Here is a 12,975-nt window from a genome sequence, read left to right as displayed (position 1 = left end):
GGCAACCCCACAGTCGGACTGCGGTTTTCCGCACCCCGATCGCAGGGCTGCGATGACCCGATCAGGTGGCAGGGACCAGGTCTAGCCAGATCAACCCTCTGCCATGGCAGATGAACGCAGCTGCCGCCCCATCCAGATGTAGGCCGCGATGAGCGCGCCAAGGACGACGCATTGGAAGGCAATGTTCGCGAGGTGTCCGTCCAAGGCGACCAGGAGCAGCCCGAACAGCGCCGCTGACAAGCCCGTACCGAAGCAGAGGGTGAGCTGGTGTCGCGGCGTCCACTCGCGCCGGGTCCACCGTCGCAACACCAGCGCCACCGCGGCGGCGAAGGTCAGCGCCCCAATGGTCCACCACACGAACGAGATCGGCCCGCCGATGAACGCGGCCAAGAACAATACGAACCACACGGTGCCTGCCACCACCCCGAACAGCGCGACCCGTCGCGGTTCCGGCACGCGCCCGGCAACCGCAACACGTCCATTGTCTCGGCACCGCTTACTCGCCCAGACGAGACCGGCCGCCACGACGATCGTGACAGCGGCATGCCCCAGCGGGAGCCTGAAGTCGGAGCGCAGCAGCGAGATCGCTACGAATAGGGCGGTGCCGCAAGCAAAGACAACAGCGAGCACTGCGGCAGATCGTCGGGACAGCCACGGTGCGCGACTGCTGCGCGGAAAGACCAGATGGACCACCGTAATCGGCAGCAGCACACTCCACACGACGTGGTAGCCGCACACGACCACCGCCCAGAACCAGTTGACCCCCAACGCGTTTCCATGCACCGGCTCGCCGTCCATCCCGATGGGATTGAAGATCGTCTGCAAGGCCAGCCCCTCCTCGATGAGGGCAAAGGCACAGCCGAGCAACACAATTCCCCAGCCGGACAGCCGCCACCGTTGCGCGATCTCGCGGATCAACACCACCCCGGCCCCGTAGAAGCAGACGATGGCCGCCACCCGCAGCGGCTGCAGGAAATAGCTCAACCGCAAGGAAGCGCCGAGCACCTCGCCCAGCACGGGAGCGAGGACGAAAAGAGCGAGCACCGCGCGCCGGCGCTCCCGTGCACTACTGGCGGTGGCAGCCGGACGCGAGGACGAACGCATGCCCTCGACACTAATAGTGCGACGGGCAGAGAACGTCCGCGGCGACGTACCGGCCGAACGGCTCGCGGAATGGATCATGCTGCTGCTCGACGGTTTCGCCGCCAGGGTCGTCACCAGCGACGGCTTCGTCGCCGAACAGGAGATCGACATGCTGAACGAACAGGTGACGCTCCTGCTCGACGGTCCGCCGGCGTCCGATGAACGTCGCAGTGCCGCAGCCCGCCGCGCCGACCACGGCTCGGCACCGATCAGCTTGTAGGCCTTGGCAATCCGCCACTGCGTTCGGTGCCTGGTGCGGGTGATCCGCTCGTGCGCGGCGGGATGCTTTGGGAGACTGCGCTTATCCGATACCGCACGGTCGGCAAGGAGAGCGTATGTCCACGGATACGGTGGGATCACTGACTTTGGCGTTGTTGCTGCTGATCGCCGGCGCCAATTTGTTCGGCCAACTCGCCGCGCTGCTGCGGCAACCGAAGGTCGTCGGCGAGATCGCGGCCGGCATTCTGCTCGGCCCGTCGCTTTTCGGGCTGCTGGCGCCCGATACGGCGGCGCGGATCTTCGGTAACGGCGGCGACGACCCCGCCACGGTGGTGATCGGCTTCCTCTACCACCTGGGTTTACTGTTGCTGATGTTCGTCTCCGGCGCGAGCGCCCGGAACGTGCTCGGCAAGGAGAACTGGAAGCCGACCGCCTGGATCCTGGGTCTCGGTACGCCGCTGCCGTTCTTCCTGGCCCTCGCGGTGGCACCGCTGCTGCCGCTGGAGGATTTCATGGGCGACGCGGGCAGCGAGCCCGCGGTGATCCTGGTCTTCGCGGTCGCGACGGCGGTCACCTCGATCCCGGTGATCACCAAGATCTTCTACGACCTGGGCATCCTGCACACCCGGTTCGCCAGCCTCATTCTCGGCGCCGCCGTCGTGGAGGACATCGTGCTCTGGGGTGTGCTGGCGCTGGCCACCGCGATCGCCTCGGCCACGGTGGCCGCGGGCGGTGACGCGCTGGCCGAAACAGTGTCGGTGCATGTGGTCGCCAACGGTGTGTATGTGCTTCTCGCGATGACCATACTGCCGCCGTTGCTGCGCAAGCTCAGCCGCGCCCGCTGGAACGTCCTCGCCGCGCACACCCCGATCGCCTGGATCATGGTGGTCGTGCTCGGCTACGTCAGCGTCGCGGCGGCGCTGGACGTGACCCTGGCCTTCGCCGCGTTCCTCGCGGGCTTCGGCATCGTCGGCGGCATCAAAAGCACCGAGCACCAACGCTTCCGCGTCCCGCTGGAGGCGATCGAACACGTCTCCGCGGCGGTGTTCATCCCGATCTATTTCGCGGTCGTCGGCTACCGGCTCGACTTCACCAAGGGCTTCTCGCCGGTCATGCTGATCGCGTTCCTGCTCGGCTCCTCGGCGGTGGTGCTGCTGTCGACCGGGCTGGCCGCCCGGCTGGCGGGCTTCCGCCGCCTCGACATCGTCAACCTGGCCGTGACGTGCAATGCCCGCGGTGGGCCCGGGATCGTCTTGGCCAGTGTCGCGTTCGACGCGGGCATCATCAACGCCCCGTTCTTCACCACGCTCGTCCTCACCGCGGTGCTGACCTCCCAGGCCTGCGGCGCGTGGCTGGACTTCGTGCTGCGCAAGGGCTGGCCGCTGCTGTCCAGCGAAGGGGCCGAGGAGCAACGCAAGCCACCACACCAGTTCGTGCCAGAGTGAGCGAACCCGACTTCTGCTGCGTCACAGGGCATTACACCGAATGTAGGCTGGGCCGCCCTCGGGCAGCCCAGCACTCAAGCAGGCTGGCCCATTTCGCTGGGGAACTCCGGCCGGCCATCGGACGCGGACAGTGTCGGATAGGCGGAGCGAAGCCGTTGGCGGGCAGCCGCGGACGCGCCGAGATGATCGAGCCCGAGCAGCGCGGCACCGAGAACCGGTGGGGCAACGACGATTCGAGGCTCGGCCAGCGGTGCGACCTCGGCAAGCCGGGCCTTCACGTTCTCGACCAGTAGCGGCTGGCGCGCCGCGAGCACGCCACCACCGAGGATCACCGGGGTCGGCGTATCGAGCAGATCTAGCTTGCGCAAAGCGACCAGCGCAAGCCGGGTGATCTCATCGGCCTGCCGATCGATGAGCCGCAGCGCGGTCGGATCCCCGGCCTCGGCGGTGGCGAACAGCACCCGGACCAATTCGTGCAGCCGCTGCTCCGCGAGCTGGCCGAGGTGGATCGCCTCGGCCACCGCATTGGCTCCGGCGAGCCCGAAATACGCACCGATGGCGGCGGACAGCGCGGTCGGTTCACCACGACCGTCCTCGGCCCTGGCCGCGTGCCACATCGCCTCGGCCGCCATGCCGCCGCCGCCACCCCAGTCGCCGGTGAGCACACCGAGCGCCGGGAAGCGGGCGGTGCGCCCGTCCGGCAGCAGCCCGGCACAGTTGATGCCGGCACCGCAGACCACCGCGACCCCGCGCGGCCCGTCGGTGCCCGCGCGCAGCAGACCGAAGGTGTCGTTGACGACGCCCACCGTCAAACCCCAAGGGCGCGCGGCGATCGCGGCATGCAACCGCTGCTCCTCGATCGGCAGATCGACATTGGCCATGCACGCGCTCACCCGGGTGGTGAGGATCCCGCCGCGGGTCAATCCGGCCTGCCGGGCCACCGATTCGACCAGCGGCGTGAGCCCCTCGATCGCCTGGCGGGCCCCGGTGCGGTGCGGTTGGTAGCCGCCGCCACGCGCGGCGCCGAGCACCGACCCGTCGATCCCGACCAGCGCCACATCGGTCTTGCTGTTGCCCGCATCGATGGCGAGGACGCCCGGAATCTGCTCGTTCTGTGGGATTTTCATCAGACGCTTCCCCCGCCAACAGTTCACGGTGTTTTTCGGCATGATCACGCCCAGCCCAGGTAGGCGCGGTTATGCGCGATCAGCCGATCGGTCAGCTGGTCGGCCAGCTCGTTCTGGCCGATCAGCGGGTGCGCTAGTAGTGCGCGGAAAACACGGTCGCGACTGCCTTCCAGCGCGGCCTGCACTGCGAGTTGCTCGTAGGCGGTGACGTGCGCGATCAGGCCTGCGAAGAGCGGTTCGATCGGGTGCTGCGGCAGTGGGCGCACCCCTGCGGCGTCCACCGCCGCAGGCACCTCGATCACGGCATCGTCGGGCAGGAACGGCAGGATGCCGTCGTTGCGGGTGTTGACCACCTGGACGCTGCCGCCGCCGGTGCCGAGCAGCGCGGCGAGCAGTTGTACCGCGGCCTCGGAATAGAAAGCGCCGCCGCGCTTTCCGAGTAGTTCGGGTTTGGTATCGAGGGTGGGGTCGGCATACATGTCCAGCAACTCCCGCTCGATGGCCGCCACTTCGGCGGCCCGTGAACCGGTGGTCGCGGACTCCTCGACCACCACGTCGTGCTGATAGAAGTAGCGCAGGTAATACGACGGGACCACGCCCAGCCGCTCGATCAGCGGCAACGGCAGCCGCACGTCGGCCGCGATATCCGGGCCGAAGTCGGCGAGCAGCTTGGGCAGCGCCTCGTGCCCCGTGCCCGCGCCGGGGTGGTCGAGCACGGTGACCCCGCGCACCCAGGTGAGGTGATTGAGGCCGACGTGGTCGAGCCGGATCAGCTCCGGGTCGACGCCCAAGTGCGCGGCGAACTTTCGCTGGAAGCCGATCGCGACATTGCACAGGCCGACGGCCTTGTGTCCCGCGGATTGCAGTGCGCGGGTGACGATCCCGACGGGATTGGTGAAGTCGATGATCCAGGCGTCCGGGTTGGCCCGGCGCACCTGCTCGGCGATGTCGAGCACCACCGGGACGGTGCGCAAGGCCTTCGCGAGACCGCCGGCGCCGGTGGTTTCCTGTCCGACGCAACCACATTCGAGTGGCCAGCGCTCGTCCTCATTGCGGGCGGCCTGCCCGCCGATGCGCAGTTGCAGCAGCACGGCATCGGCACCGTCCACCCCGTCGGCGACCGAGGTGGCCGTGCTGACCGTGGCCCGGTGTCCCTGTTTGGCGAAGATCCGGCGGGCCAGCCCGGCGATCAACTCCAGCCGGTCCACGGCGGGATCGATGAGGACGATCTCCCCGATCGGGAGAGTGTCACGGAGCCGGGCGAATCCGTCGATCAACTCCGGCGTGTAGGTGGAACCACCACCGACTATGCAAAGTTTCAGTGCGCGCATCAGCCTTTGACCCCTGTCAGTGTCACGCCTTCGATGAAGGCCTTCTGTGCGAAGAAGAAAAGGAGGATCACCGGCGCCATCACCAGCAGGGTGGCGGCCATGGTGAGGTTCCAGTTGACGTGGTGGGCGCTCTTGAACGACTCCAGGCCGTAGCTCAGCGTCCAGGCGGCCGGGTTCTCGCTGGCGTAGATCTGCGGCCCGAAATAGTCGTTCCAGCAATAGAAGAACTGGAACAGCGCCACCGCGGCGACGGCGGGTTTCGCCATCGGCAAGACGATCCGCAGCAGGATGCGCACTTCACCGCAGCCGTCGATGCGGGCCGCCTCCAGGTAGTCGTCGGGGATGGTCAGCAGGAACTGCCGCAGCAGGAAGATGGAGAAGGCGTCCCCGAAGGCCAGCGGAATGATCAACGGCCACAGCGAGCCGGTGAGATGGAACTGCTTGGACCAGATCATGTACATCGGGATGACCGTCACCTGTGGCGGCAGCATCATCATCGAAACAACGGCCATCAGCGCGAGATTGCGGCCCCGGAAGCGGAACTTGGCCAGCGCGTAGGCCACCGGGATGCTGGACAGCAGCGTCAGCGCGGTACCGGCCGCCGCGTACAGCAGGGTATTGCGCCACCAGGTGAGGAAACCCGGTGTCTCCCACACTTTTACGTAGTTTTCCCAGTGCCACTCGCCGGGCCAGAGGTCGGCGGTCAGCGCCTGCCGGTCCGACATGACCGACGTGAGCAGGACGAAGGCGAACGGCATCAGGAACAGCAGCGCGGCGGCGATGGCGAGCGAGTGCACGGCCACCCAGTGCAGCGCGTCCTTGCGGCGGGCGCCCCTGGCCTCTGCGGTCGGCCCTTTTAACAACCTGGGCGCGGCGGCCGAGGCGTTGGGGGTGCTGTCGGGGGTCGGCGTGGTACGGAGGCGNGCGGGCGGGAGTCATGGTCATCGCTCAGTCCTCCTGCAGGAAGCCGGATTTGCGCCGCAGCAGCAACGCGGTGAACGCCATCGAGATGGCGAACAGGATCACGGCGACCACGCACGCGGAGCCGATATCGAAGCGCTGGAAACCGAGGTTGTAGACCATCTGCGGCAGCGTCCAGGTGGAACCGTGCGGATAACCCGGTACGAACGGCTCACCGGAGTTGCCCGCCTTGCCGCTGGCGACCTTGCCCGCCACGATCGCCTGCGTGTAGTACTGCATCGTCTGGATCACGCCGGTCACCACCGCGAACAGCACGATGGGCGTGATGTTCGGCAGCGTGACGTATCGGAACCGCTGCCACGGACCGGCACCGTCGAGCTCGGCCGCCTCGTACTGCTCCTTGGACACGTCGAGCAGCGCCGCCGTAAAGATGACCATCAGGTCGCCGATGCCCCACAGCGCGAGCATGGTCAACGCGGGCTTGGACCACTCGGGGTCGGTGAACCAACCCGGCTGCGGCAGACCGAGGGTGCCGAGCAGGTGGTTCACCGGGCCGGTCCCCGGGTTCAGCAGGAAGGCGAAGGCCATCGTGGCCGCCACCGGCGGGGCGAGGAAGGGCAGATAGAACACGGTGCGGAAGAAACCGAGCCCAGTCTTGATCTTGGTGACCAGCAGTCCGATACCGAGTCCGAAGGCCGCCCGCAGCGTCACCATCACCAACACCAGCCACAGGGTGTTGCCCAGCCCCTTCCAGAAGAACGGGTACTTGTCGAGGACGTAGTTCCAGTTCTTCAGGCCGGTGAAGGTTGGTGCGGCGAACCCGTCGTACCTCATGAAGGAGAAATAGAGGGTGGACAGCAGCGGGTAAGCGAAGAAGAAGCCGAAACCGATCAGCCACGGCGCGAGAAAAGCCAAGGTGCGCAAGGTCCTACGGCGGCGCTTGTGTTTCAGTGCCGCCGGAACAGGCCGTTTCGATACCACCGGGGTGGGGCGCTCGAGCGTCGGCTCGAGTGCCGCCGGGACGGACGTGCTCGACAGTGCCATCGTTACATCACTTCGCCTGGTCGATCGCCTCGTCGATTTCCTTCGCGGTCGCGGCCAGTCCCGCGGCGAGGTCGACCTTGCCCGCCTCGTAGTCGTAGCCGAAGTTGTTCAGCGAAAGCTGGTACGCGCCACCGTTGATGCTGGCCGGCGTGGTCGAGGAGTTGGGGTTCTTCGCGATGTCGATGAAGGTCTTGAAGTTCGCATCGGCGGTCAGCTTCGGCGAATTCAAGGCCTCGTGCGTGCTCGGCACGTTGTGGATGGCATTCGCGAAGCTGACCAGTGCGTCGGTGTTCGTGGCCAGGTACTTCACCAATTCCCAAGCCGCGGTCTGCTTTTGGCTCGACTTCGCGACGCCGATGATGGTGCCGGTCTGGTAGCCGCGACCGTAGGTCTCGGCCTGGTCGTCGGGCACCGGGAAGGGCGCGGTGGCCCACTCGAAGCCCACCGGGAACTCGGCCAGCGACGCGGTGCGCCATTCGCCGTCGAGGGACATGGCCACCTGGCCGGTGTGGAAGGGGTTCTTGGCGCTGAACTCCTCGCCGAAGGTGGTGCGGTACCGCTCCAGCTTGTCGTACCCGCCGAGCTTGCCGATCAGATCTTTCTGCCAGGAGAACATCGCGGCGACCTTGGGATCGGTGGCGATGTTCGACTTCCCGTTCGCGTCGAAGTATGTCGCGCCGTACTGACCCAGGTAGTGCGTGGGACTGGTCTCGTAGCCGTGGTAGTTCGGCATGAAACCGAGCTGTTTGTAGCCGTCGCCTTCGGCGATGGTCAGCTTCAGTGCCGCGGCCTCGAACTCACTGAATGTCTTTGGTGGCGCGGTGATTCCGGCGGCAGCGAAGGCGGTCTTGTTGTAGTACAAGCCATAAGAGTCGCTGAGCAGCGGCAGCGCGCACTGGTTGCCCTGGAACCGGCTGTACTCGAGCATCGCGCGCGGGAAGGTGGCGGCGGGGTCGATGCCCGACTTCTTCAGGAAGGGGTCGAGGTCGGCCCAGACGTTGGCCGAGCAGAACTTGCCGACCGAGTCGGTGGTGAAGGACGAGACCGCGTCCGGCGCGTCCCGGCCGCCGGCCCGCAGCGCTTGTTCGAGCTTGTCGTCGGCGATGTTGGCGACCGCCTTGACGTGGATGTTGGGGTGCAGTTTCTCGAAGGCGGCGATGTTGTCGTTGATCGCCTTGACCTCGTGGTCCTGACTCCAGCCGTGCCAGAACGTGATACTGACTTCTCTGCCCTGGTCGGAGCCGTCGTCGCCACCGGTGGAGCTCTGCCCGGTACAGGCGGTGACGAACAGCGCGGCGGACGCGCATGCGGTGAGGGCGGCGAGGATGCGGCGTGTCGTTCTGCGCATGTGCGGTTCTCCTGGGTACTGCTCGAGGTGCGGTGGATCAGTGAGTCGAGAACACGGTGTCCCTCGTGGTGGCCAAGGCGCGTTCCAGCGCTCCGTGTAGTACGGGCGACCCGGGTACGGTGCTGGCGCGCACCGCGGGTCGAGCGAAGGTCAGTTCGGTCAGGGCGTCCTCGACCAGCGCGGCCAGCCGCTCGCCGCCGGCCCGTGGCACGTCACCGCCCAGGATCAGCAGCTCTGGGTCCACCACCGAGACGATCGAGGCGATGCCGAGGGCCAGCCTGCTGGCGAACTCGACCAGGAACGCGTCGCCGGACCCCGGCGTCTCCAATGCCTCGGCGACCACCCGCGCGGCCGTCGGCGCGGACAGGCCGTGCTTCTTCGCCAACGCCAGAACCGCTGGGGCACCGGCCAATTCCTGGAAGCCGCCGGAATTCCTGCGGCGGACGTCGTGCACGATCGGCGCGCCCGGCAGTGGCATGTAGCCGACTTCGCCTGCGCCACTGTGAAAGCCACGATGTAGTCGACCGGCGATCACAATCGCGGCGCCGACACCGACGCCGGTCCACAGCAGCACGAAGTCCTCGCTGCCCTGCGCCGCGCCGTGCGCCTGCTCGGCGATGGCGGCGAGGTTGACGTCGTTCTCGACCGAGACCGAGCAGCCGATGGCCGCTTCGAGTTCGGCGACCAGTCGCGGGGAATGCCAGCCGGGAAGGTGCGTGGCGTAACGCAATTTGCCGGTGGCCGGGTCGAGCGCGCCGCCGATGCCGATGACCACCTCGCAGCAGACCCCGTCGCCGATCTCGGCGAGGGTGACCGTCTCGGCGACCGCCTCGCCCACCCTGGTGATGGTCTGGGCGGCGGGCCAGCCCTTGGTGGCGACCTCGTGTTCGGCCAACACCCGGCCGGTGATGTCCGCGACGGCGATGCGAATCCGGAAGGCCGTCACGTCGAGCCCGGCCACATAACCTGCCGTCGGATTCACCTGGTACAGCTGGGCATTCGGGCCGGGCCCACCCGGCATGGTGCCGACCGGGACCACCAGTCCGGCCGCCTCCAATCGCGACAGCAGCTGGGAGGCGGTCGGCTTGGAAAGGCCGGTGAGCGTGCCGATTTGAGTGCGGGACAGCGGTCCGTTGGCGAGCAGCAGTTCCAGCGCGGCGCGGTCGTTGATCGCGCGCAACAGGCTGGGCGTGCCTGCGAGGGTTTGGCGCGTGGTCACGTGGCGCCCCTTCCCTCACCGCGGCCGGTGAACTATTAGGAAAGTTTCCAATTACTGTGAGGAGGGACACTATGTCCGGTTCGTCTGGCTGTCAATCGCTGTCCGCGTGGCGGATACCCACACGTCACGTGTCGGACGTCGCGGTTGGCCTCAATCATCGTTGAGGAATCAGTGCCGTTTCCGAACGAATGCCGCCGAAGGGACTGCCATAAATATTCACGAAGTAGCTATCGGCACAACAGATCTCGATGCGGCGGCCGAGTTCTACCGGAACGTGCTGTGCCTTCCGGGCACGGCGGAGCCCGATCGGGTGACCGTGCAGGCCGGCCTCGGCAAGCTCGTGCTGACCCGCGGCGCGCCCTTCGACCGGGTGCGTCATCTGGCGTTCGGAATTTCCCCAGACGATTTCGAGCTCGCGCAGAACTGGGTACGCGGGCAGGTGGATACCAGACGGTTCCGACGGCCCACCCTTATGGGATTCGCGGTCGTAGTCCGTCGAAAGCTGATCAGCGGCGGCGCCGCGTGTACACCGCCCGCAGATTCGTGCCGACCTTCTTGGCCGTGGCCTGAGCTTGCTGGCCGCGTTCGGAATCGAGCAGCTGCCGGGCGGTCTCGCCGGTGTGCCTGCCCGCACTCTCACCCAGGCGTCGCAGCTGTGTCGCCTGAGTCGACGCGCGCAACTCGCGGAGTCGTTCGTCCTCGGAAAGGTGTTGGGCGTGTTGCTTCATCGCCTGCGAGACGGCTTGCACGCGTTCGAGGCCGACCTGCGCGCCCCGCGTGCCGCGTTCGACGATCGCCGCGTCCCTGGCGGCCTGCCATGACTTCTGGTACAAGCCAGCGCGGACGACCGTGGTGCCCGCGATACGGTCGATCACCGTTCGACGGCTCGCGCTCGCCATCGGTGCCGCGTTGACCACGAGCGCCAGGACGGCGATGTGCCAGAGTGCAAGGGACAGTACGAACTTGCCGGCGAGCAGGGCGATGCAAGCGGCGGAGTACAGACCGACGTCCACCACGGTGCTCGCCACCGCCCTGCGGGCCGACTGCCACTTCCCCAGCCTGCCGTCGGGATCGGCGAGTGCGTGAACTCGGATGTCCAGCAAAAACTTTCCGAGCGTGCGGCCTTTCCAGAGCAGGCAGGCGAAGTGATACACGAACACGATCAATACGAGCGCGAGGAACGCCTCGGTGATCAGGAGCAGGACCTCACCGAAGACGTCCCAGCCGAACGCCTTGCCCGCTCCACCCCAATCTCCGTTGGCGCGGAACAGATTCCAGCCGCCCGACTGGGCGAGGCCGGGCCAGCCGGACAGATAGTCGGCGATCCGGTAGTGCGTCACCGAACCGAGCAGGACGGCCGCCGCGACGATCGCGGCGAAGTCGACCGCCCACGCGACTATTCGCCGGTTCGCCGATGCCGATTCGGGCGTGGGGATGGGCTCGGCCATGATTTGCACCTCTTCGCAATTCCAGCTGCGCGAGTCCGGAAACCCGAGCACCGGCGCGTTCTTCTTGCGTCTCACAGAGTCCTCGGGCGAGGCAGGTCGCACAATCGGCCGAACAGCGGACAGGAGAGCTGGGCAGAGAGGCGCGTGCTTACCCCGGGCTAGGCGGAGACTCGTGTCGAGGGCACGGCGCGGGCGTCCACGGCAACCCGGCGGCGCGGCGCAGCACGGCGCTGCGCCAAATGCGCGGCCACCACCATGGCATGCGTTGCGATCACGACGGCTGACGCAGTAGCGATTCCCACCAGCAGCAGAACCACGACAGATACCGACCCTTCCGAAGCACTGTTTCGACGGCGCGCACTGTGCGTCGCCCGACGGGCTGTATGCCCCGGGTTCGGTAGGCCAAACAGTGTGTGACCCACGACACAGGACCCGGCAACTTATTGGCAGACACCGGCCGTCGCGGTCGTAGCCTGGGGGCCAGGATCACCTGTGTTGTGGAGTACGTGATCGATCCCGCGAAGATCGACGCGTTCGAACGCTTCGGCCGCCGATGGATGGAGTTGGTCGAGCGGCACGGCGGCACGCACCACGGCTATTTCCTGCCCGCGGAAGGCGCCAGCGACAAGGCGATGGCCTTGTTCAGCTTCGCCGGACTCGCAGCCTACGAACAGTATCGGGCGCTGTTCGGTGTCGATCCCGACTTCATCGCGGCCGATCGCATCCGCGACGAGAGCGGCTGTGTGCTCCGGTACGAGCGCACCTTCATGCGGCCGATGCTTCCCGACCGCGGTGCCTAGTCCCGAGTGACTTGTGGTTCGGTGCCGCCGGGGAACGTCGGACGTTGGGCGGCGAGATATTCGGCCTGGACCTTGTAGTAGCGGGAAGTGGCGCCGTAGGCGGTGTAGAACACGAAGCCGCGGGTTTCCGGGTCAGCGAAGGGAGCTTCGTCGACGAAGCGGGCCAGGACCGGGTCGAGGTGGGTCGGGAAGGTCTCGGCCGTGCAGCGCAACGGGAAACAGATGCGTTCCATGCGCGGCGACGTCCAGGAGAACGTGCGGTACAGGTTGAAGGTGCGGCCGAGCAGCGCCAGTTCCTCGTCGGTGGCGGCCACGAAGTCGAGGTCGGCCAGGATGGTGCTGATGTCGGCGGCGGTGAGCTGGCCCGCTTCGAACACCTGGGAGTACAGGTTCATGGTGCGGGCGGCGAAATCCACTCCGAGGATGCCGATTCGGCCGCCGTAGCGGGACAGGTGCGCGGCGTGCCCACGGGCGGATTCGGGCATGCCGGGGAAGGCGAGCATCCGCTCCACGCTGACGAGTTCGGGAAAGATCAGCCAGATTTTCTCGACACCGCCGTCGAGCGCGACATCGACGCCCGCGCGCACGGGCATGGCCGCGCAGATCTCGGCCAGCAGCTGTTCCATCGGATGGCCGGTGTAGGTGAGCAGTCCGGCGTCACGCAGGGTCTGGATGAGCTCGGTCGGTTCGCCGGGGTACATCACCCGCGCGTTGACCTGACGTTCGGGGACCGGGTGCGTGGTGGTGCGCACGGCGACGACGGAGCCGGTCCACAGGTCGGACAAGGTGTCCAGTACCGGATCCACTACTGACGGGTCGTAGCGCGCCTCGGCCAGGCGCGCGTATTCCCGCAGGTCCTGTCGGAAGCGATCGAGAGTCGGAACGGCGGATGTGCGCATGAGTCACCTCGAATATCCAACCGCCACGGGC

Annotated in this window: 13 protein-coding genes and 1 pseudogene; 4 read left to right on the top strand and 10 right to left on the bottom strand. The window is 67.0% G+C overall.

The annotated features are described in order from the left end of the window. Positions 1 to 90: 90 nt before the first annotated feature. Entirely contained in the window at positions 91 to 1,104 is a 1,014-nt protein-coding gene (locus DBO33_RS18995; RefSeq protein ID WP_107656245.1) for a hypothetical protein, read from the bottom strand. On the opposite strand from DBO33_RS18995, the gene DBO33_RS18990 reads away from it, so the two are divergent. Both DBO33_RS18990 and DBO33_RS18985 read left to right on the top strand, forming a co-directional pair. Next, positions 1,103 to 1,363 (top strand): hypothetical protein, encoded by a 261-nt coding sequence (locus DBO33_RS18990; RefSeq protein ID WP_159080362.1) that lies wholly within the window; start codon positions 1,103 to 1,105, stop codon positions 1,361 to 1,363. The two genes, DBO33_RS18995 and DBO33_RS18990, sit on opposite strands and share 2 nt — an antisense overlap. Before the next feature lie 115 nt (positions 1,364 to 1,478). Beyond that, positions 1,479 to 2,807: a cation:proton antiporter gene (locus DBO33_RS18985; protein ID WP_107656243.1), complete on the top strand. Its 1,329-nt coding sequence runs from the start codon at positions 1,479 to 1,481 to the stop codon at positions 2,805 to 2,807. A gap of 74 nt (positions 2,808 to 2,881) precedes the next feature. On the opposite strand, the gene DBO33_RS18980 is transcribed toward DBO33_RS18985, so the two are convergent. The 7 genes from DBO33_RS18980 to DBO33_RS18950 form a co-directional block, all read right to left on the bottom strand. Next, on the bottom strand, positions 2,882 to 3,934 hold the full coding sequence (locus tag DBO33_RS18980; protein WP_107660393.1) for an N-acetylglucosamine kinase: 1,053 nt from the start codon (positions 3,932 to 3,934) through the stop codon (positions 2,882 to 2,884). Positions 3,935 to 3,978: 44 nt separating this feature from the next. After that, positions 3,979 to 5,265 carry a 6-phospho-beta-glucosidase gene (locus DBO33_RS18975; protein ID WP_199856688.1) on the bottom strand — a complete coding sequence of 429 codons (1,287 nt, stop codon included), beginning with the start codon at positions 5,263 to 5,265 and terminating at the stop codon, positions 3,979 to 3,981. After that, entirely contained in the window at positions 5,265 to 6,068 is an 804-nt protein-coding gene (locus tag DBO33_RS18970) for a carbohydrate ABC transporter permease (RefSeq protein WP_234390914.1), read from the bottom strand. The genes DBO33_RS18975 and DBO33_RS18970 overlap by 1 nt, the downstream gene beginning before the upstream one ends. A 145-nt stretch (positions 6,069 to 6,213) precedes the next feature. After that, a complete protein-coding gene (locus tag DBO33_RS18965) occupies positions 6,214 to 7,230 on the bottom strand; it encodes a carbohydrate ABC transporter permease (RefSeq protein WP_107656241.1) in 1,017 nt (338 codons plus the stop codon). 7 nt (positions 7,231 to 7,237) lie between these two features. Next, positions 7,238 to 8,578, bottom strand: coding sequence for an ABC transporter substrate-binding protein (locus tag DBO33_RS18960; protein WP_107656240.1), 1,341 nt, complete (start codon positions 8,576 to 8,578; stop codon positions 7,238 to 7,240). A gap of 37 nt (positions 8,579 to 8,615) precedes the next feature. Further along, positions 8,616 to 9,797 carry an ROK family transcriptional regulator gene (locus DBO33_RS18955; protein ID WP_107656239.1) on the bottom strand — a complete coding sequence of 394 codons (1,182 nt, stop codon included), beginning with the start codon at positions 9,795 to 9,797 and terminating at the stop codon, positions 8,616 to 8,618. A gap of 154 nt (positions 9,798 to 9,951) precedes the next feature. Further along, positions 9,952 to 10,176, bottom strand: a complete 225-nt coding sequence (locus DBO33_RS18950) for a hypothetical protein (protein ID WP_107656238.1) — start codon at positions 10,174 to 10,176, stop codon at positions 9,952 to 9,954. Here DBO33_RS18950 and DBO33_RS44715 point away from each other — a divergent pair. Further along, entirely contained in the window at positions 10,072 to 10,710 is a 639-nt protein-coding gene (locus DBO33_RS44715) for a hypothetical protein (protein ID WP_407670617.1), read from the top strand. The genes DBO33_RS18950 and DBO33_RS44715 overlap by 105 nt on opposite strands. On the opposite strand, the pseudogene DBO33_RS44710 reads toward DBO33_RS44715, so the two are convergent. Continuing rightward, a pseudogene (locus DBO33_RS44710) lies at positions 10,664 to 11,245 on the bottom strand (RDD family protein); the annotation flags it as partial. The gene DBO33_RS44715 and the pseudogene DBO33_RS44710 overlap by 47 nt on opposite strands. A gap of 497 nt (positions 11,246 to 11,742) precedes the next feature. Here DBO33_RS44710 and DBO33_RS18940 point away from each other — a divergent pair. Next, complete coding sequence (locus tag DBO33_RS18940) at positions 11,743 to 12,045, top strand: NIPSNAP family protein (protein WP_107656236.1); 303 nt, start codon at positions 11,743 to 11,745, stop codon at positions 12,043 to 12,045. Here DBO33_RS18940 and DBO33_RS18935 read toward each other — a convergent pair. Then, a complete protein-coding gene (locus DBO33_RS18935) occupies positions 12,042 to 12,944 on the bottom strand; it encodes an aromatic prenyltransferase (protein ID WP_107656235.1) in 903 nt (300 codons plus the stop codon). The two genes, DBO33_RS18940 and DBO33_RS18935, sit on opposite strands and share 4 nt — an antisense overlap. Between the last annotated feature and the right edge of the window lie 31 nt (positions 12,945 to 12,975).

The organism is Nocardia suismassiliense (assembly GCF_900269665.1).
Taxonomy (GTDB): domain Bacteria; phylum Actinomycetota; class Actinomycetes; order Mycobacteriales; family Mycobacteriaceae; genus Nocardia; species Nocardia suismassiliense.
The sequence above is the reverse complement of the archived record's forward strand: the minus strand, read 5'-3'. Positions and strand labels throughout refer to the sequence as shown.